The following is an 18,853-nucleotide window of genomic DNA, read 5'->3' as shown; positions in this document are numbered from 1 at the left end:
TAGCCGCGCTGGGCCAAGGATGGCCCATCGCGGCGGCCCACGGATTCAAGCCGGAGTGAGGGCATGCCGAGCCTAAGCGAGGCACCAAGTGGTGGGGCACAGACCTTTTGGTTACTTTTGGCTGGGCCGGCATTCCGGGCGTTTGCCAAAAGTGACCCGCCGTCAGGGCGGAACCCTAAGTAGCCGTTACCGCAGCAACGGANTGGTTACTTTTGGCTGGGCCGGCATTCCGGGCGTTTGCCAAAAGTGACCCGCCGTCAGGGCGGAACCCTAAGTAGCCGTTACCGCAGCAACGGATATGTACACCAAACCAAAATCACTCAGGCTTCTTAAGATCCCCCAACGGATCATAATCCACCTTTTTGCGCTGCGCCTTGTCCTTATCCAACGGCGCAATCGCCGGCCCAACAGGATCAACCTGCGGGTCCGACACATCAGGCGAATCCGGATCAAACCCCAGTTCATCCTTGCCGCTCGCATGCTCGCCCGAACCCGGGCCTTTAGGATGATTACTCACACTCACCTCCTGAACCTATAGCGGTCGCGCTTTGTCATGCAGGCTTTCCAGGTCTTCCTCAACCCGATCAACATCATCTTCGTCCTGACGCTCGGCCGGGTCATTGGGCCGCAACGCATCGTTGTCACGCTCCTCCTCTCCCGGCGTACGGTCAGGGTTGGGTGTACCCGGCGGCGGTTGCTTGTATTCAGACATGATGGCTTACCTCAAAAGAGCTACACAGATTTAGAGAAACCACCCCAAGCCATGGTTCAACTTGTTTGCCCAAAGCATGCGAAGATGCCACCCCGCCTTTCTTGAGACCTGGCCCGGATGTTCGAGCTCAAACCCTGTGACCCCGCCACCTTCCGCCAGCAAACCCGCCGCAGCACGCTGATCATCGCCGTGCTGTTCATGGCCCTGGCCATGCTGCTGTCGACCCTCGCGGTGATGCTGTTCGGCGAACCCGGCGGCGACAATTTTCGTTTCAACGTCGGCGGCGTATTCGCCGGGGTATTGATCACCGTCGCCCTGGTGCGCGGCCCATTCTGGACCCAGCCATGGCTGGCGCCTGCAGTATACGGCTGGCAGCTCAAGCGCAACCTGATGCGCGTGACCAATGTGATGCACACCCTCAAAGAACGCGTGCAAGCCAACGACCCCACCGCCCTCAAGGTCCTGCGTTTTTACCACCTGGGCCTGACACAGATGCATGACCTGGACGCCAACTCCAGCGCCCAGGCGCAACTGGTCGGCGAGATGGAAACCCATACGGCGAAAATGCAGGCACTGGGGATCGACACCGAACAAACCCGCTTCGACCCAGCCTGGCTGGAAGGCTTTAAAAACCCATAATCAGCTGGAAACCTTCGCGCGCCAGCAGAACACGGCGCTGACGGCAATCGCCGCGCCCGCCAGGCCAAACACCCACGGCGCCGACGCCACCGGCAGCAGCAACCCCGCCATCAGCGGCCCAAGGCCAGCGCCGACGTCACGCCAGACCGCGTTGGAGGCCAGCGCCGAAACGCGCATCGAGCCAGGGTTGCGCTCAGCCACCAAGGTGGTCACCAGAGGCAGTTGCAAGGCGCGCAGCACCAGCACCGCAGCCGCGCCGACGATCACCCAATAACTGCCAAATGCCGTGAGCGCCAAGGCACTCAAGAACGAAAACAACAGCAGCATCGAGGTGGCGCCAAAACGCTGCGCCGCACGCCCACCCAGCGGACTCAGCAGCATCTCCGAGGCATAGCGCAGGGCCATCAGTCCGCCGGCGATCAGTACCGCATCGCCGCCAAGGATCTTCTGCGCCTGGATCGACAAGCCGAAGATAAACAGCCCGTCCAACGCCACGCCTTCGATAAACGACCACACCGCCACGCTGTCCGGCCACTTGAAGCGCCGCCCGGTGCTGTGCAAATCATGCCCGGCGGTGGGCAAACCACGCGCCACCCACAGGCCCGCCAGGCAGCAGCCGGCCAGAATCAGGAAGATAGGTCGCGGCCCGGCCCACAGGGTCAGCCAGCCACCCAGCGGCAGCGCCAGCATCGGCCCCAGGGCGATCACCGCCCTGGAGCGCCCTGCCCTGCGCGCCGCGCCCGCAGGCTCAGAAGTGGCCAACACTTGGGTCGACAGGTTCAGCGCGGCAAAACAAAGGCCCCATATCAGCCGCAGCCCCAACAATGCGGCGAACCCGGACAGCATCGAGTTACCCAAGGCGCACACCGTGGCGGCACCGGCGGCGATCATGCAGGTCAGCCGGTCGCCATTACGCGCATAGAAATTCAACACATGGCGGTAGCCGAAAATCCGCACCAGGCGGTTGGCTGCCAGCAACACCCCGGCCTGGGCCAGGGTGATGCCAAAGGCCTGGGATTCCATGGGCAGCAGCAAGTAGAGCAGCACGTCGCTGGGCAGGCATAACGCGAGGGTCAGTGCGGCACGTCGGGAGGTGGTATCAGCAGTGCGTAGCGCCAGGCTGGACATAAATCTGAAACATCCCGAAATATTCAGGCCGCCACGTTAGCGTTGCCGCCGCGTGTTTTACAAGGGCTAAACCTTGTGTTTATACGGCAACAGGCGCAGCCCGCTGGCCACACTGCCCACCAGCGCGAACCCACAGCCCAGCCACAGCGCGTACTGCGGGCCGCTGACCAGGGAGAGGTGAAAGCAGAACGCCACCAACGACGCCCCCAGCGTCTGCCCCAGCAAACGTGAAATCGCGACGATGCCACTGGCCCCACCGCTGCGGGCCAACGGCGCGCTGGTCATGATCGCCTTGAGGTTCGGTGACTGGAAAAAACCGAAACCGGCGCCGCACAAAGCCATGCGCCAGCCGATATCAAAAGCGCTGGCGCCGCTGCCCAAGGTCGCCAACGCTGCCATGCCCGCGCTGAGCATCAGCAAACCGATGCCGCACAACAGCCCCAGCGACACACGATCCGCCAGACGCCCCGCCACCAAAGCCATCACCGCCACCACCGCAGGCCATGGTGTCATCAGAAAACCGGTTGCCACCTGGCTATGACCGAGCACCGCCTGCAACAGAAACGGCAGTGATACAAAGGCCAGGCCCTGAGCGCTGAACGCACAGATGGCCGTGAGGGAAGACAGCGCAAACACCGGGCGCTTGAACAAGTCCACGGCCAGCATCGGCGCCGGGTGACCGACCTCACGGCGCAACAGCCATGCACCGCACACCATCGCCAGCGCAATCAAACCGAGGGTCAGTGTGCCTTGGGCGCCATGCACCGCCGTGCCCAGGCCCAGTACCAACAGCGCGAACAGGCCGGCACACAACAGCGCCGACCACCGATCGAACGCGTGGCCGGTCAACGGCAGTGTCGGCAATGAACGCAGGCCCAACCCCAGGGCAAGCAGCCCCAGCGGCACGTTGATCAGGTACAGCCAATGCCAGCTCGCCACCGACAGAATCGCCGACGCGGCGGTCGGCCCCAGCGTGAAGGCCAGCCCCACCACCAGCGAGTTATAGCCCAGGCCGCGCCCAAGCATTTTTGACGGGTAGATATGCCGCAACAACGCCGTGTTGACACTCATCACCGCCGCCGCCCCCAGCCCTTGGGCCACCCGCGCGGCGGTCAGGGTCAGCAAAGAACCGGCCAACCCGCAAAACAGCGACGAGACAATAAACAGCAGCAAACCGCCGAGGTACACGCGCCGGTGGCCGAGCACATCACTGAGCGACGCGAACGGCAGCACCGTGGCGATAATCGCCAGCTGGTAGGCGTTCACCACCCAGATCACCGAGGCCGAATCAGTGCCGATTCCTTGTGCCAACGTCGGCAGCGCCGTATTGACGATGGCGGTGTCCAGGGTTGCCATGCCAATGCCCAAAGACAAGGCGATCACCGCCGGCAAGCGTTTATTGGAAGGCAGCCCATCGGCAACAGAAGACATGAACAATCCGCACAGGTGACAAGGCGATTAGATTACGGGCTGCGCGATTTTTTTTCAGTGGCCAATCGCCTGGCTGTCCGATTTTTCATGTTTGGATGGCTGAGGCAAGCCACCTCTCAGCGGCGAACGGGGCTAATGCGGCGATTGGGCTTGCCGTGGCAAGCTGGCTTATTGTGGCGAGCGGGCTTGCCCCGCGTTGGAGTGCGAAGCACTCCCAGTAAAGCCACCTCGGGTACTCCTGACAGATTTGGTCGCCAGTTTTGGGGCCGCTTCGCAGCCCAACGCGGGGCAAGCCCGCTCGCCACAACAAGCCTGCTCATCCCAAACAACAAGTCTGCTCGCCACAGACAAAACGCCCAATCGCCACACATTACTCAATCGCCACAGGCTCAACGATCAACTCACCGCCCAACCACCCGGCCAGGTACTCACCGGCCTGGGCCACGCCCGCCTCTTCACCCAGGCGCGCCACCAGAAACTCGCACAGCCCGGCAAAGCTGCCGTCGGCCTGCAGGTGCAACACGGCCTGAAGTTCCAACGCGCTGACCTGGCGTAAACGTGAGGTGTACTGACGCCGCCACACCAACACACCACCGGCCTCTGCCAGCATCACCGCCTGCGGCGCAGCCGTGTCTTGCCACAATGCCGACCAGATAGCCTCGGCATTAGTGGTCAGTGCATGGCAGCGCAACGACGGCGTCAGGCGTAAAACGGCGCTGTCCCAATCCAGCTCGGCCAGGGCTTGCAACGGCAAGGGCGACGCATCGGCGGCAACAAACGCCTCATTGAGCGCCGACTCGATCCAAGCCAGTTCGTGCACATCCGGGTTATTCGGCAACACGGCCTTCAAGGTTGCGTAAAACCCTTCGGGATACGCATCCAGGGTCCAGGCATGCGGGGGTTGCTGGTCGATATGGGTAATACTGGCCGCCAGAAACGCCTCATCCCCCAGCCAACGTCGCACAAGGGGAAACGCCTGTTCCAGGCAACCCACCAACTGCGCGCGATAGTTGTTCTGGTACACGGCCAGGCCTGCGGGGTGGTCTCCCAGCAGCCGGGCCGAATCATCCGACCCACTCACCAGCCAGGTGCGAAATGCCTGCTGCCACTGCGCCAGGTTCATCGTGCCCGCCCCATAGCCCGTGCCTTCGACAGCTCCTCAAGCAACTCGGCCAGCGGCGGGATGGCATCATCGCGCTCGATCATCGTGGCTACCGGCCCCAGCAGCGCAATAGCCTTGGCATACAAATCCCAGACCCCGGCACACACCGAGCTGTCGTGGCTGTCGATCAACAGCTCACGGCCCTGGCTATGGCCGGCCAGGTGAATCTGGCGCACGCGCTCGGCGGGAATACCGTCGAGGAACGCCAGGGCATCAAACCCATGGTTGCTGGCACTGACAAACACATTGTTGACGTCCAAAAGCAACTCGCAGCCCGTGCGCTCGGTCATGGCAGCGATAAACGCCCACTCACTCATGCTGGCACCGTCAAACGCCAGGTAGCTGGACGGGTTTTCCACCAGCAGCGTGCGGCCCAGCACGTCCTGGGCCTGATGAATATTGGCGCACACGCGGTCCAGAGCCTCGTCCGTATAGGGCACCGGCAACAAGTCGTGGGCATTGAAACCCCCGCTGCGCGACCAACTCAGGTGATCGGAGACAAACAACGGCTGCACCTCATCAACCAGCGACTTGAGGCGCCGCAGGTACCCCTGGTCCAGCCCTTCGGCGGTGCCGATCGACATCGACACTCCGTGCAATGCCACCGGGTAACGCTCGCGGATCTGGCGCAGGATGTGCCGTGGTTGCCCACCTGCGACCATAAAATTCTCAGAGATCACTTCAACAAAATCCACCGGCACCGAGGTTTCCAGGAAATCGCCGTAGTGCTCCTTGCGCAGCCCCAGGCCATAGCTGGAAAAGCGCGGGTTAAATGTCGGCATGACAGACCTTCGAAAACAGGTGGCGGGCCCGGCTCAGGCCCGCCGAGTGGGTTTATTTCGGCTCAGTCAACGTGCCGCCGGCCTTAAGGCATTCAGACGGCGTCTTGACGATCACACCCTCGCCCTTGCAACTGTTGAGGCCCTTGCAGTCATGCTTGGCGGTGGCGCACAGGCTTTCGCCCTTGCAGCTGTTGACGCCGTAGCAACGGCCGGGTTTTTCCTGTTGGTCGGCGGCGCTGGCGGCACTGGCGAATGACGCCGATGCCATGGCAATCAGGGCGGCGGCAGCGGCGAGGCTCAGACGGGATTTAAGTGCAGTGTTCATGGGTCTTTCCTTTTTGAGTGCTGTGTGGGCTGAGAGCAATTATTTGATAACGGAAGCAGCGTCTTCGATGACCTTCGCCACCGCCTCAGGCTGGGAGATGTACACCGAGTGGCTCGCCTTGATTTCGGTGACCCTGGAACCGGCGCGCTGGTACATCCAGCGTTGCAGCGCGGGGCTCAGCGCGCGGTCTTCGGTGGAGACCACGGCGTACGTCGGCTTTTTGTGCCACGCCGCCGCCCACACGGTGCCGCCGAACAAGGCGGTGGTGGCCGGCACTTGGGAGGCGGCCATGAAGTCGGTGCGGTTGGGGGTCAGGTCCGCGGCAAAATCGGCGTTGTATTTGTTGCGATCGAAGAACAGATGGCCGTCGCGGCTCTGCTTGATGTCATCGCTGGGCGCCGGCATCGAGCCGATCAACTGGGCCATGTTCTCGCCCACTTCCGGCTGCAGCGCCGAGACGTAGACCATCGACTTGACCTTGTCGCGGTCGCCGGCTATCGAGATCACCGCGCCACCGGAACTGTGGCCCACCAAGACCACCGGGCCGACTTGCTGCTCCAGCACTTCACGTGCCTCGGCCACATCCGCCGCGAGGTTTTCGTGGCCCTGGTGCACCACGGTGACCTTGTAGCCCTTGTGAATCAGGATGTCGTGCACCACACGCCAACCGGAACCGTCGACAAACGAGCCGGGCACGATCACCACACTTTTACCGGTGCCGGGCTGCGGTGTATCGGCCGCCTGGGCCAGTACGGGGACCGTCAGGACCACGGCCAGGGTCAAACAAGAAAGCATGCGCATCGGGTATCTCCATCAGGGTTGTTAAGGTTTGCCGAACAGCCGGCGATCCAGCGACCACGCCCCGCCGCCATAGGCCAGCAGCGGCAGCAACAGGCCCGCCCAGGTGAGGTGCGTCGGCCAGGCCTCGGGGTATACGAACACCTCGATCACCAGGGTCATGCCCAGCAGCGCGGCGGCCGCCGGGCGTGTCAGCAGGCCCAGCACCAGCAACAGCGGAAACAGGTGTTCGGCGTAGGTCGCCAGGTGCGCGGCCCAGTCCGACGGGATCAGCGGCAAGGCGTACTCCGAACGGAACAGGGCGTAGGTCGACGGCTTGAGGCTCAGAAAACCGCTGACCTTGGTACGCCCCGACAAAAAGAACACCGCCGCGATGCCCAGCCGGGCCACCAGCAACAGCAGCGCCGGGGGCAACAGGCGCTGGATCACGGCTGTTCCGTCAGGCTGCCGAAGCCTTTGGGCGTCTTGATCTGGGTGCAGGTGCCCTTGTCGACCAATACCCAGGCGTTGCCCTGGTAATCGGCGGTGGCGGTGCCGGCGCACGAGGTGCCTTTACCGGCGGCGCAGTCGTTGGCACCGGCGAGGGCCACGCCGAAGCATTTTTCCTGGGGCTTGGCGTCGTCGGCATGGGCCATCGCCGCAAAGGCACTGAGGGACAGGGCGAAAGTGGCCGCAAGGGCCGCGTAGGGTCGCTTCATCGGTGTATCTCCTGGCTTGACTGAGTGTGGCCAGGGCGCGTGTGACGGTGAGTGACCGCCTGCGCCAGCTGGTGAGCAGAGTTAAAGCCAGGCGTGTATCCGGTCTGTGTCGCCGACACGCCAGAACGTCATGCCGATGTATCAAGGAAGCGCGGGGATACTTTGTAATACAAAGCCACTAAAGCACCCCCAAGCCATGCCGACGGCGCCAACCATTCGGACATGCCCAAGCTGCTGGGTGGTGGCGGTGAGCGCGCAGTGCGGGGCGTGATCCAGGCACCCACCGTTTTAGAGAGTGGCTGCCTGGCAGAGTGCGCTCAAATCCAGATGGCCATCCTTGACCGCCGGGCACCAGTAATACCCACCGGTCAACGGCGTACTGATCCGATACAACCCATCCACAATCCCGTCTTCCAAGCCGCTCATGCGCCGCAATTGCGCTTCAAACGCATCGAAGGAATGCCCAAACGCCAGGAACATCAACCCCGCCTGGCCGTTCTCGGCCCACGGCATCGAGCGGCGCACCACAAAGGCCTCCGGGGTGAAGCTTTCCTGGGCGGTGCGTTTGGTGTGTGCGGATTCGGGGGCGTCGTCCAGCTCTTCGTTATCGCCATGGCGGCGGCCGATGATGTGGTCACGCTCCTGGGCGGGCAACGCGGCAAAACCGTCGAGGTCGTGTTGCCATTGCTGGATCGCGGCAAAGCTGGCGCCGCTGTCGGTCAGGGCGGCTTCGACGGCGGCGTCGTCGTGGGGGTTTTCGGTGCCGTCTTCGTAATCGGTCAGATCGAAGCCGGTTTTGTAGCGGAAGCCTTCGGTCATCTGCACCAGCCGGAATGCCGTGGCCAGGGCTTTTTCAAATGCGCGGCTGCGCAGCAGCAGTTCACCGCGATCCACACCGTGCAGCCACACCCACAACGCCTGCTGAGTAGACGGGTTATGCGCGCCTGGGCCCGTGACCGTGGGGAATGCACGCAGCCCTTCAATGTGCGCGCCGAGTGAAGTCACCAGCGGCTCGCCAAACCCGACCACTGCGCCCGCGTCCGCCAACTGCACCAGTGCGTCCAACGCGGCGGGCACGGCTGCCAGTACGTCAACGACAAAAAACAGATGGCGTGCCTGCAACGGCACCGGTGCGGCAAGAATGCCCGGCTGGTAGTGACTCATGTGAACTCCTTCTGAAAAGCCGCGCAGTCTACCCCAACAAGCTGGGCACACGCGGGCTTGTGCTCAAGGTTTTCCAGATCACGCGGTTCCAGGCCCAATTGCGCCTTGAACTGCGCCCAGCCTTTGGGCGTAACCCGCACCGCACGCGAATCCTTGGCGCGGCGCAACCAACCGGCATCGCACCAGGCACTGAGCAATTGCACGCCGAGCGGGCCGGCCACGTGATGGGTGCGCTCGGTCCAGTCCAGGCATTGGCGCGCGGGTTTCAAGGCGCTTGAGTCGATGCCCAGGGTCTGCAACCAGGCTGCGCCTGCGGGCAGCACTTCGTAGTGTTTATCGTCGACGGCGCGCAGGTAATGGCGTTTTTCCAGCGCCTGGGTCACCGCGACGCCCAACTGCCCGGCCAGATGGTTGTAGCAGCAGCGCGCAAACCGTAGCCCTTGGGCCTCGCGGCTTTGGGGTTTGAGCACGATCGCCGACAACGGCGCAATCGCACTGAGAAACTCGATTGCCTGGGCCACATGCTCCCCGGCCAGGCGGTAATAGCGATGCCGGCCCTGGGTTTGGCAGGCGAGCAAACCACCGGCGACCAATTTGGCCAGGTGGGTGCTGGCGGTCTGCGCGGTGATGCCGGCAGCAAAGGCCAGTTCACCCGCAGGCAACGCGCGCCCGTCGAACAACGCCAACAGCATCGCGGCGCGGGCGGGCTCGGCGAGCAGTGCGGCAACCTCGGTAAAGGTGGATGGGTTCGACATGGCGGCTCTCCAACGGGACCTGCGCAGTATAAGCGTGACGCAGGCGAGCATGCTTCGATCAACGTCGAAGCATCTGCCCCGTCCCGCGCGCTAGATTCGCCGCCTGTGTCTTTTCAAGGAAGGTGTGCATGCCACAACGAAAGGTGCTGGCCGCGACCAGCCTCAGCTATGTACTGGTGATCCTCGATACGTCCATCGTCAATGTGGCGCTGGACCCCATCGCGATGGCCCTGCACAGCAACACCGGCGCACTGCAATGGGTGGTCGGCGCCTACACCTTGACCTTTGGTTGCCTGCTGCTGGCTGGCGGTGCGATGGCGGATCGCTTTGGGGCGCGCAGGCTGTATATGACCGGCTTGCTGGTGTTTACCCTGGCCTCGCTGCTGTGTGGCGTGGCCGGCGACATCAACCTGCTGGTGGCCGCGCGGGTGCTGCAAGGTGTCGGCGCAGCGTTGCTGGTGCCGGCGTCCCTGGCGCTGATCAATCAGGCGTATGCAGGCAACCCCGCAGGCCGCGCGACGGCCATCAGCCTGTGGGCCGGGTGCGGCGGCATTGCCATGGCCGCCGGGCCGTTGGCGGGCGGCGTGCTGATCCAGACGCTGGGCTGGCGCAGTATCTTCCTGGTCAACCTGCCGTGGGGGCTGATCGCCGTCGGCCTCAGCGCGCGCCTTGCCGCCAGTGCCAGACAGCCCCGCGCCGCAGGCTGGTTGCGCCTCGGCGTGCAGCTGTTTGGCAGCCGCGTGTTCAGCCTGTGTGTGGCCGTGTCACTGCTGTCGGCGCTGCTGCTGTATGGGCTGATGTTTGTACTCAGCCTGTATTTCCAGCGGACCCTGGGCCTCTCGCCGCTGCGCACCGGCGTGGCGTTCCTGCCGCTGACGGTGCTGGTGAGCATCGGCAGCCTGATGGCCGGCGAGTTCGTGCGCGCCTTTGGCAGCCGCTGGCTGATCGGTGGCGCCCTGATGCTCTACGTGACCGGTTTTGGCCTGTTGTTGATGGGCGGCGCAACGCCCGACTACGCCTTGATCGTGGTGCCCATGCCGCTGATTGGCCTGGCTGCCGGGCTGATCACCCCCGCCGCCACGGCCGCGTTGATGAATGCGGTGCCGCCGGGACAGGCCGGAATCGCCGCCGGCATCCTCAATACGGCGCGACAGATCGGCGCAGCATTGGGCGTGGCACTGGCCGGCGCGCTGCTGTAACGCGTCTGGCGCTTGCCACACAGCCCTTGGATGGGTGACTCTCTAGTCATGTTTTGCAACTATTCCAGGGGTAGCGACATGACCACCAGTAACCTGCTCGCCCAGCTGTTTCCCACCGCCGCCAGCGACATTCCCGAGCAATTCCGCCTGGCAGCGCCCATCGAACAGCGTGATTACCTGGTCGACGGCCAGTTGCAGGTGTGGAACGGCCCGCTCGCCAAGGTGCAGAGCCCGGTGCAACTGGGCGATGAGCGCGTGCACATCGGCAGCACGCCGCTGCTGGACGCCGACACCGCCCTCACCGCCCTGGACGCCGCCGTGCGCGCCTACGACCGCGGCCAGGGTGAATGGCCGACGATGCGCGTGGCTGAACGTATCCAGCATGTCGAAGCTTTTTTGCGGCGCATGCGCGAACAACGCGACGCGGTGGTCAAGCTGCTGATGTGGGAAATCGGCAAGAACCTCAAGGACTCGCAGAAGGAATTCGACCGCACCTGCGACTACATCACCGACACCATCAACGCCCTCAAGGAACTCGACCGCCGCTCCAGCCGCTTCGAGCTGGAACAGGACACCCTCGGCCAGATCCGCCGCGTGCCACTGGGCGTGGCGCTGTGCATGGGCCCTTACAATTACCCGCTCAACGAGACCTTCACCACGTTGATCCCGGCGCTGATCATGGGCAACACCGTGGTGTTCAAGCCGGCCAAGCTCGGCGTGCTGCTGATTCGCCCGTTGCTGGAAGCGTTCCGTGACAGCTTCCCGGCCGGCGTAATCAACGTGATCTACGGCAGCGGCCGCGAAACCGTCAGCGCGCTGATGGCCAGCGGCAAAATCGACATTTTTGCGTTTATCGGCACCAACAAGGCCGCCAGCGACCTGAAAAAACTGCACCCCAAGCCGCACCGCTTGCGCGCAGCCCTGGGCCTGGACGCAAAAAACCCCGGCATCGTGCTGCCCGAGGTCGACCTGGACAATGCCGTGAGCGAAGCGGTCACCGGCTCCTTGTCGTTCAACGGCCAACGCTGCACCGCGCTGAAAATCCTGTTTGTGCACGAAGACGTGGTCGACAGCTTCATCCAGAAATTCAACAGCAAACTGGCCACGCTCAAACCCGGCATGCCGTGGGAAGACGGTGTGTCGCTGACGCCACTGCCGGAAGTCGGCAAGGTCGATTACCTCAATACATTGGTGGCCGATGCCGAGCAGCACGGCGCCAACGTGGTGAACCCCAATGGCGGCGAAAGTCGCGGTTCGTTCTTCTACCCCGCCGTTTTGTACCCGGTGAACCCGCAGATGCGTGTTTACAACGAGGAACAGTTCGGCCCCGTTGTGCCGATCGTGCCGTACCGTGACCTGGAAACCGTGATCGAGTACGTACTGGACTCGGACTTCGGCCAGCAGCTAAGCATTTTCGGCACCAACGCGGTGGAAGTCGGCCGGCTGGTGGACACGTTTGCCAACCAGGTCGGGCGTATCAACATCAACGCCCAGTGCCAGCGCGGGCCGGACACCTTCCCGTTCAACGGGCGCAAGAACTCGGCCGAGGGCACGCTGTCGGTGCATGACGCGCTGCGCGTGTTCTCGATCCGCACCTTGGTGGCGACCAAGTTCCAGGAGAGCAACAAGGCGTTGGTCAGCGATATCTTGCGCAACCGTGATTCGAGTTTCCTGACCACGGATTACATTTTCTAAAGACCTAAACAGCTCTATGTGGGAGCTGGCTTGCCTGCGATAGCATCACTGCGGTCTGGCTGAAAGACCGAGGTGCCTGCATCGTGGGCAAGCCCGGCTCCCACATTCGATCTGGTCCACCCCGACTACCGAGGCCACTTCAATACCGATGAACCTGCCCTTCTTCGCCCGGCGCCTGTTGCGCCCTTTGCTCGACCCGTACCGCCGTTACCGCCATGCCAAGCTGATCCACGCCGTGCGCGTGTCCATCGGCCTGCTGGCGACCATCCTGCTCACCACCGGCATCAACCTGCCCCACGGCGAGTGGGCGTCGGTGACCATGCTGATCGTGATCGGTGGCCTGCAGCACCACGGCAATATCGGCAAAAAAGCCGTGGAGCGCGCCTACGGCACCCTGATCGGTGCCAGCGTCGGCCTGCTGCTGGTGGTGCAACAGGCCTACTTCGGCATACCGCTGCTGACCTACCTGCTGATGTCCGTGGTGTGCGGGTTCTTTTCCTACCACGCCATCGGCAAGGGCGGTTACATCGCGCTGCTGTCGGCGATCACGGTGTTTATTGTTGCCGGCCACGGCGACAACCCGATCTCCGATGGCTTGTGGCGCACCGTCGATATCCTTATCGGCATTGTGCTGGCGCTGGCGTTTTCCTTCGCCCTGCCGCTGTACGCGGTGTATTCGTGGCGCTACAACCTGGCCAGCGCCTTGCGCGACTGTGCAGCGATTTACAGCCGCATCATCAGCGGCCAATCCGTCACGGACGATGAACACCTCAAGCTGCTCAACCGCCTGAACGCGGCGATGCTGCAACTGCGCTCGCTGATGCCGTCGGTGTCCAAGGAAGTGCGCATTTCCATGACCGAACTGGACGCGATCCAGCGGCATTTGCGCATGTGCATCAGCACCCTGGAGATTCTTGGCAATACCCGGCCGGATCCGCGTGATGAACAGGCGACGGCGCGGATGCAAGTGATGCTTAAGGCCGAGCATCGACAGATCAGGGTGCAGTTGGTGGGGATGGCGCGGGCGTTGAAGTCCGGGTTTACCGAGCGGCTGGAGCGTCCCGCCGTTCAGGCGGTGGATGCTGCGGGGTTGGAAGCGCCAGTGCAGAGTGCGTTGGATGGGTATCGGTTGTTGACGTTGCAGTTGGCGGGGAATGTGGAGGCGATGCGGCAGAAGTTGGCGAAGACGGCGAGTCATTGGAAGATTTGAGGGGGGATGAAAAAAGGGACAGTCTACGGTTAGGTAGACTGTCCGGATGACTCGGTAACCCATCAGGTCAAGCGAGAGAGATAGGCTGAATGAACGATAAAGTCACTACCCCAACCGCTATCTTGATAATTGTGAAGGGCAACAGCCTGAGTCGCGTTCGCCGAAACGGTAAAGTCAATAGTTAAGAAATACCAATTATCTCTTGGCGGTGATATCGCAGCTGACACTTGTGCTCCGCCAAGCGTGATCGCTAAAATAGGATCTAGTAGTCGTCCCGCGTCAGTTTTAGTATTGTTATATATATTGAATGAGGCCCGATATCTATGACCAACATAAAAAGTCGCATACGTCGCAATTACCACTCCCTTGTACCCCGCTCTGTCCGCATAAGTAGGTATGTTAAGGCCTACCCCCGAGAAGAAATATCGATCGGCGTTAACACCCGGAGACCAAGGACCTAATCCATACATAAAGCTAGTCGTCGATGCAGCAAATGAATCAGACTTGACATACTGCACCAACGGAAATACAAACGCTCGCGACTTCTCCACGTCGCCATAGTAGGCAATCCTGACCACAATTTGGAAAGTCGCACCTTGAGCCAGCACACTTAATAAACCACGCAGTACCGGCAGATTTACAAAACCGCTGACAACTTCAGCCTCAGTAATCTCGTGAACCGGCAGCACTTCCACCGTCCTGCCACCGCCAACAAAGTCTATCCATATCAGTTGCCCTGCCTTGCACAACGGTATTCTGGCCAAGTCGAGTCGCGCATTACCGACAAATGTATTCAAATCCACAGCAGTTCCAGTAGCCTGATTATTAATCATCGGCCTCGGAAGACTGGCCGCTGCAATCGCATTGACCATTACCGTTTGAACTGCCGAAAACGTGGTTTTATCACCGCGCTTGACCGAGTAAATCAACTGCACCCGACTATTGACACTGTTGTGCAGCGCTTGCCACTTGGTAAAATCAACGATGACTGAGCCACTTGCCTTGCCCTTAACTTTCTCTATGAATACAGTCCCATTCTGCAATATCCACTCGCACTCAATTTCGTCGGTGTCGAGCATGCCCTTATACGCAACTTTAACGCTAACATTCTTCTCTATCGACAACGGATCAACTGTTGTTTCTTGTGCAATAGTGGCGGCGCCAATAAGCGTGGGGAAGGCCAACTCGGCAGGAAGTTGCTGGATCACATAGACTGTTTCGCCAAAAGGTACCGCCGTTTGCATAAGAGGAATCTTTACAAAACTGACCGAGAACGAAATTTTTAACGGTGAGCCGTCCTTGAGCAGACGTATTTTATCCATCGCCAAGGGAACGGAGACGCCCTTGACAAGGTGCTCTGCGATGACCTCGTTCGGCGTAAAAATTTTATTTTCGTAAATTCCGCCATCAGCGAATTCACCAGTGATCGTCATGAACATGAACTGACCTAAGCTGGCAAATTTCCATATATCAATAATCCAGCGAGGCACATCCAGTTCGTAGACCGGCAGCACCGTGGTATGTGCGTAGTTGCTGATATACGGTCTGGGCAGTGCATCGAACGGCAACAGCAATAACTGTAAAGGCTCGAACGCGTAGCTGAATGGGCCGCGAAGCAACGTGCAATTCAACAGGATATTATTGCCATCACGCCGCAACGCCAGTGCGATCACTTCATCCGGAATTTTAAATGTGAAGACACCGAGCTTCGGATCAACCTTTATTTCCTGCTTATGCTGGCTGATGCCATACTGCCCAAGCCAGGAAATAAGAAGGCGGTCACCTTTTGCAGCCTGCGAGTACCTCACCTCGCCATTCGCCCCGTTTATAACAGCCACCGGGTTAATTGTCATAGCGGTGGCGTTCGCCTCAAGCAGTTGAAAGCTTTCGAGGTTCACCGGTTCACCGATACTGAGCTTGAGCACTTCCGAGCGCAGGATGACGGGCGGCGACCCTGGGCTCTCCACGCTATAATAGATATTCAGACTTTTGCCGAAGTTAAGCTCAATAAACGCCTGATCAATGGGTGTCTCAAGTTCCAGCAGGGCCGCACCTGCAATATCCTCAAAAATATCAATTTCAATTTGAAGAAAATTTCTCGGCGAATCCCCTGCAATGGTAAGGACTATCTTGTCCCCGGCTTTTGTATTGAAATAAGTGAAGTAGACTCCAACCGAATAGCCATTCAAATCCTTCAGGTCCAGGTTCCAGTTACCGTAGTATTTTTTAGCCTCTTTAATATACACTTCAGGCAATACTGGAACCGCCTTACCCACCTCCGCGACCACAGCTTCTGATTGACGAGGGCTACTACCGTCCTGCATTCTTACTTCTAAAATAATATCAAACTTCCCGAGACCATCAAACTGCCTCAAGAGCTTTTCTGGCAAGGCCTGTTTTCCACCCTCCGGACCGGCTGGCTGTTTGCTCAAGGTAACGAACTTAGCACCGTTTTGGCCGATCTGTTGCTTAGCGAGTATAACCTCGATATTTTTTGCTGAATAAGGTGAATACTTAAGGACTTCAACGGGGCCATCCACACCCGGCGAAATCATCCCAGCGTTAAATGGGTGGAGAAGTTTCAGAGCCGGCATCCGTGTCGGCGTGCCGGTTATATGAACCAAATAACTGCCCGACTCTTTGATAACTACACCCGCAGACGTCGTCCACTCCCACCATAGGCGTACCGTGCCGCGCCCTATGTCGTGGAAAAACTTACCAGGGAGCGGGATCGTCTCTGATTCATAATTTTTGTCAGTGATGGGGGCGAAACGCGTAATGACGGGTGAACCGCCCTCCGGAGAAGCTTCCACAACCAACACGATATTGTTGAGTGGTCTGGGTGCCGGTTTTGACTTGGGGGGCTGGATTAACACTATAACTTCGGCATCAAATGGAACATCCAGATCAACAATGGTAATGTCATCACCGTACTTAACCACGCGTGGGGCGTTGAGCAAGTTTGGATCTATTTCGCTGCGCAACATATAAGGTTTGGAAAGGGTGTACGCCCCCTGAGGTTCATTCTCCACCACGTCTTTCACGCCCATGCAAATAGTGAACGTTCCGCGCTTTGGAAGTTTTTCCAAGTAGTCTTTGTAGGGGATGAACACGGCGTAGCCGCCCTTTTGGGAAGCCTCTTGCGGACTGACCGTATGCGTATACGAAAATGTACCGAAATAGAATATATTGCGGTCATTTTGGCGGATGTCCGAATACGGATAAACCCAGATCCAAAGGCCATCCTTAGCCCGTGTTGCATCGATACTTTTTCCTTCCGGAAAGTCTATGATCTTTCCGTCTTCCAGAACCTCTATAACCTTCATCAACAGACCGCTGTGCCACGGCTCCCCGGGGTTGGGATCATTGCCGCCCGGTATACTCTGTTTGCAGAAAATCAAACCTTCGTCCGAACGAGCTTCTTGCTGCGAACCCGCTCGAATGACCTGTCCGAAAAATCTCAGGTTTCCTTCGGGAATTTTGTATCCATCGAATCCGACATGGTATCGATCTTGTCTATCCACAGTGAGTGCGTCGGCCTTCAATGGGTTAGGTAAACCCAACTGAACAATACAGCGGTCAAGCGAAGCCCATTTTGTCCAAGGCTCAAAAACCCAATAACAGATGGGCAGTATTTCATTGCGCCCTAAGCCTATCGAGGCAAGTTCCTTATACATCGTCTTGCTCAGGTCTACTCCGGGCTCTGCCGGGTAGGGGCCAACATCAAGCGTATCGAAACTATCTGGAGGGGTAGACATAACCATCACCTTGCTGGGTCAGGGGCGCGCAGAGACAGCGCGACAGGCAAGGCAAATAAGGCGCTTGAGGCAATAGCAGATTCTACTGTCAGAACTGACAGTGGCGACGAACGGCTGGCATGCAGGAAAAATCCGATAGATGCCGAAGTTTTAGTAAAACCCTCGACCCCAGCCTTTTCTCACAATTTTTTCACGATTTATTCACATCCGCAGACGTAGGGTGAAGCCTCATCCGTTACAAACGTTGCACATCAAAACCCGCCGCCCCAGCGGGTTTTTTTTGTCCTGGATTTGGGCTTTTAACGCGCGGTTTTAGTGGCAGGCGTCGCGGCTTGTTCGCGAATGGCGCGCTGGGTGTCGAGCACCTTGGCCAATGCGGTTTCGGCTTCGGGGCTTTGTTGCGGTACACGAATCGCCGCTGACACCAGGGTGATCAGCTTGGCCATCACCTCGGCATCGGTGGCCGGGCGGCCCAGGCTCATGGAGTTCATCAGCAGACGCAGCTCGGTGCCGGCCATGACCCCGGAAATCGCCTTAAGGGCGAATTGCAGGCGCACGCCCAGCTCATTGCGCGGCAGATCCGGCAGGGCCAGGGCGAAGGCTTCGAAGAAGCGCTGGAACACCGGCTGGTAATGCACCTTGAGGTATTCCTGGATAAACGGCGAGGTGTCGCTGTAAACCCGGCCCAGGAACCGAATGAATGAACGCCCTTCCCCGCTGGCCGGGTCACTGCGCTCAAGGCCCATGGCCGGGGCGAACAGCACGCCGAGCAAGGTGTCGCAGTCGAGCGGGCCATCGGCCTCGGCTTCGCAGCGCGCGAGCAGTTCCAGGCGCTGCTCGTTGAGCGGCTCCAGGCGTTGCATCAGCAAGGTTTTCATCAGGGAGTCCTTGTCCCCGAAGTGGTAGTTCACGGCGGCCAGGTTCACCTGGGCACGCTCGGTAATCTGCCGGAGCAACACGGCGTCATAGCCGTATTTGATGAAAAGAGCCTCTGTCGCATCCAGCAGTCGAGTCTTGGTAACGTTTGGAGCGCTGAGTTTCTTCGCGACCATGAAAGGTTCCACGTGGGAAATATTGTTTTAAAAAATAATTTGATTTTTTATACCGGGGCGGCCCTTCGAAAGCAAGTAGTGACACTGCGCCATGCTATGAAAAGCCTGTATAAACGGGCCTGTCGAGGCTAGCCGAAGGGATTTTCACGCGCCGCCGCCAAGCGACTGGCAAATCGTTACAAGGGGTGAAACCGCTCTACATCCATGGCTGGCGAAGCGCGTTGAACGCGGTTACTATTCAAACAATATTTTAAAAACAAGAAATAAAACCAGTCCGTGGCGCGTATCAGGCAGTTCCCGAACTTGTTACAAGGCTTTGCCGGGGGCGTGGCGATACCGTCGAGA

At 59.9% G+C, this 18,853-nt stretch carries 18 protein-coding genes; 4 read left to right on the top strand and 14 right to left on the bottom strand.

Annotated features, from left to right (window positions below):
- Positions 1-316: 316 nt before the first annotated feature.
- Together ASE80_RS08580 and ASE80_RS29980 are read right to left on the bottom strand one after the other, a co-directional pair.
- Positions 317-517 carry a DUF6021 family protein gene (locus tag ASE80_RS08580; protein WP_056858535.1) on the bottom strand — a complete coding sequence of 67 codons (201 nt, stop codon included), beginning with the start codon at positions 515-517 and terminating at the stop codon, positions 317-319.
- A gap of 15 nt (positions 518-532) precedes the next feature.
- Complete coding sequence (locus ASE80_RS29980; RefSeq protein WP_082463584.1) at positions 533-712, bottom strand: hypothetical protein; 180 nt, start codon at positions 710-712, stop codon at positions 533-535.
- Between the two features lie 117 nt (positions 713-829).
- Here ASE80_RS29980 and ASE80_RS08575 point away from each other — a divergent pair, with 117 nt between their 5' ends.
- Positions 830-1,351, top strand: a complete 522-nt coding sequence (locus tag ASE80_RS08575; protein ID WP_056858534.1) for a DUF3087 domain-containing protein — start codon at positions 830-832, stop codon at positions 1,349-1,351.
- Here the strand turns inward: ASE80_RS08575 and ASE80_RS08570 are convergent, their stop codons facing one another.
- The 10 genes from ASE80_RS08570 to ASE80_RS08525 form a co-directional block, all read right to left on the bottom strand.
- The gene (locus ASE80_RS08570; protein WP_056858533.1) at positions 1,352-2,479 is read right to left on the bottom strand and encodes an MFS transporter; all 1,128 of its coding nucleotides are present in this window, start codon (positions 2,477-2,479) and stop codon (positions 1,352-1,354) included.
- Between the two features lie 66 nt (positions 2,480-2,545).
- A complete protein-coding gene (locus ASE80_RS08565) occupies positions 2,546-3,910 on the bottom strand; it encodes an MFS transporter (protein WP_056858532.1) in 1,365 nt (454 codons plus the stop codon).
- A 370-nt stretch (positions 3,911-4,280) separates the two neighbouring features.
- Complete coding sequence (locus ASE80_RS08560; RefSeq protein ID WP_056858531.1) at positions 4,281-5,033, bottom strand: HvfC/BufC N-terminal domain-containing protein; 753 nt, start codon at positions 5,031-5,033, stop codon at positions 4,281-4,283.
- Positions 5,030-5,854 carry an MNIO family bufferin maturase gene (gene bufB, locus ASE80_RS08555; RefSeq protein WP_056858530.1) on the bottom strand — a complete coding sequence of 275 codons (825 nt, stop codon included), beginning with the start codon at positions 5,852-5,854 and terminating at the stop codon, positions 5,030-5,032. The genes ASE80_RS08560 and bufB overlap by 4 nt, the downstream gene beginning before the upstream one ends.
- A gap of 52 nt (positions 5,855-5,906) precedes the next feature.
- Positions 5,907-6,179, bottom strand: coding sequence for a BufA2 family periplasmic bufferin-type metallophore (gene bufA2, locus ASE80_RS08550; protein ID WP_017137586.1), 273 nt, complete (start codon positions 6,177-6,179; stop codon positions 5,907-5,909).
- Between the two features lie 39 nt (positions 6,180-6,218).
- Positions 6,219-6,980, bottom strand: a complete 762-nt coding sequence (locus tag ASE80_RS08545) for an alpha/beta fold hydrolase (protein ID WP_056858529.1) — start codon at positions 6,978-6,980, stop codon at positions 6,219-6,221.
- 21 nt (positions 6,981-7,001) lie between these two features.
- Positions 7,002-7,406: a DoxX family protein gene (locus tag ASE80_RS08540; RefSeq protein WP_056858528.1), complete on the bottom strand. Its 405-nt coding sequence runs from the start codon at positions 7,404-7,406 to the stop codon at positions 7,002-7,004.
- Entirely contained in the window at positions 7,403-7,675 is a 273-nt protein-coding gene (locus ASE80_RS08535) for a BufA1 family periplasmic bufferin-type metallophore (RefSeq protein ID WP_017137583.1), read from the bottom strand. The genes ASE80_RS08540 and ASE80_RS08535 overlap by 4 nt, the downstream gene beginning before the upstream one ends.
- Before the next feature lie 288 nt (positions 7,676-7,963).
- Positions 7,964-8,839 (bottom strand): Dyp-type peroxidase, encoded by an 876-nt coding sequence (locus ASE80_RS08530; RefSeq protein WP_056858527.1) that lies wholly within the window; start codon positions 8,837-8,839, stop codon positions 7,964-7,966.
- A complete protein-coding gene (locus ASE80_RS08525; RefSeq protein WP_056858526.1) occupies positions 8,836-9,594 on the bottom strand; it encodes an ArsR/SmtB family transcription factor in 759 nt (252 codons plus the stop codon). Before ASE80_RS08525 ends, ASE80_RS08530 begins: the two co-directional genes overlap by 4 nt.
- A gap of 128 nt (positions 9,595-9,722) precedes the next feature.
- On the opposite strand from ASE80_RS08525, the gene ASE80_RS08520 reads away from it, so the two are divergent.
- The 3 genes from ASE80_RS08520 to ASE80_RS08510 all read left to right on the top strand — a co-directional run bounded on the left by ASE80_RS08520 (position 9,723) and on the right by ASE80_RS08510 (position 13,698).
- Positions 9,723-10,793: an MFS transporter gene (locus ASE80_RS08520; RefSeq protein WP_056858525.1), complete on the top strand. Its 1,071-nt coding sequence runs from the start codon at positions 9,723-9,725 to the stop codon at positions 10,791-10,793.
- Between the two features lie 78 nt (positions 10,794-10,871).
- Entirely contained in the window at positions 10,872-12,488 is a 1,617-nt protein-coding gene (locus tag ASE80_RS08515) for an NADP-dependent glyceraldehyde-3-phosphate dehydrogenase (RefSeq protein ID WP_056858524.1), read from the top strand.
- A 148-nt stretch (positions 12,489-12,636) separates the two neighbouring features.
- Positions 12,637-13,698, top strand: a complete 1,062-nt coding sequence (locus ASE80_RS08510) for an FUSC family protein (RefSeq protein ID WP_056858523.1) — start codon at positions 12,637-12,639, stop codon at positions 13,696-13,698.
- Between the two features lie 62 nt (positions 13,699-13,760).
- Here the strand turns inward: ASE80_RS08510 and ASE80_RS08505 are convergent, their stop codons facing one another.
- Together ASE80_RS08505 and ASE80_RS08500 are read right to left on the bottom strand one after the other, a co-directional pair.
- Entirely contained in the window at positions 13,761-17,456 is a 3,696-nt protein-coding gene (locus ASE80_RS08505; protein ID WP_056858522.1) for a hypothetical protein, read from the bottom strand.
- 299 nt (positions 17,457-17,755) lie between these two features.
- The gene (locus tag ASE80_RS08500) at positions 17,756-18,508 is read right to left on the bottom strand and encodes a TetR/AcrR family transcriptional regulator (protein ID WP_056858521.1); all 753 of its coding nucleotides are present in this window, start codon (positions 18,506-18,508) and stop codon (positions 17,756-17,758) included.
- Positions 18,509-18,853 lie beyond the last annotated feature (345 nt).

Source organism: Pseudomonas sp. Leaf15 (assembly GCF_001421425.1).
In the GTDB taxonomy this organism is placed as follows: Bacteria; Pseudomonadota; Gammaproteobacteria; order Pseudomonadales; family Pseudomonadaceae; genus Aquipseudomonas; species Aquipseudomonas salomonii.
Note: the sequence above shows the minus strand (reverse complement) of the source record. Positions and strands in the feature narration are given on the sequence as shown.

Excerpts from the sequence above, each read along its gene's own strand:
- ASE80_RS08575 (WP_056858534.1), top strand. The coding sequence starts at position 830 with ATGTTCGAGCTCAAACCCTGTGACCCCGCCACCTTCCGCCAGCAAACC.
- bufA2 (WP_017137586.1), bottom strand. The coding sequence starts at position 6,179 with ATGAACACTGCACTTAAATCCCGTCTGAGCCTCGCCGCTGCCGCCGCC.
- ASE80_RS08530 (WP_056858527.1), bottom strand. The coding sequence starts at position 8,839 with ATGAGTCACTACCAGCCGGGCATTCTTGCCGCACCGGTGCCGTTGCAG.
- bufB (WP_056858530.1), bottom strand. The coding sequence starts at position 5,854 with ATGCCGACATTTAACCCGCGCTTTTCCAGCTATGGCCTGGGGCTGCGC.
- ASE80_RS08520 (WP_056858525.1), top strand. The coding sequence starts at position 9,723 with ATGCCACAACGAAAGGTGCTGGCCGCGACCAGCCTCAGCTATGTACTG.
- ASE80_RS08570 (WP_056858533.1), bottom strand. The coding sequence starts at position 2,479 with ATGTCCAGCCTGGCGCTACGCACTGCTGATACCACCTCCCGACGTGCC.
- ASE80_RS08525 (WP_056858526.1), bottom strand. The coding sequence starts at position 9,594 with ATGTCGAACCCATCCACCTTTACCGAGGTTGCCGCACTGCTCGCCGAG.
- ASE80_RS08500 (WP_056858521.1), bottom strand. The coding sequence starts at position 18,508 with ATGGTCGCGAAGAAACTCAGCGCTCCAAACGTTACCAAGACTCGACTG.
- ASE80_RS08560 (WP_056858531.1), bottom strand. The coding sequence starts at position 5,033 with ATGAACCTGGCGCAGTGGCAGCAGGCATTTCGCACCTGGCTGGTGAGT.
- ASE80_RS08515 (WP_056858524.1), top strand. The coding sequence starts at position 10,872 with ATGACCACCAGTAACCTGCTCGCCCAGCTGTTTCCCACCGCCGCCAGC.
- ASE80_RS08545 (WP_056858529.1), bottom strand. The coding sequence starts at position 6,980 with ATGCGCATGCTTTCTTGTTTGACCCTGGCCGTGGTCCTGACGGTCCCC.
- ASE80_RS08505 (WP_056858522.1), bottom strand. The coding sequence starts at position 17,456 with ATGTCTACCCCTCCAGATAGTTTCGATACGCTTGATGTTGGCCCCTAC.
- ASE80_RS29980 (WP_082463584.1), bottom strand. The coding sequence starts at position 712 with ATGTCTGAATACAAGCAACCGCCGCCGGGTACACCCAACCCTGACCGT.
- ASE80_RS08535 (WP_017137583.1), bottom strand. The coding sequence starts at position 7,675 with ATGAAGCGACCCTACGCGGCCCTTGCGGCCACTTTCGCCCTGTCCCTC.
- ASE80_RS08510 (WP_056858523.1), top strand. The coding sequence starts at position 12,637 with ATGAACCTGCCCTTCTTCGCCCGGCGCCTGTTGCGCCCTTTGCTCGAC.
- ASE80_RS08565 (WP_056858532.1), bottom strand. The coding sequence starts at position 3,910 with ATGTCTTCTGTTGCCGATGGGCTGCCTTCCAATAAACGCTTGCCGGCG.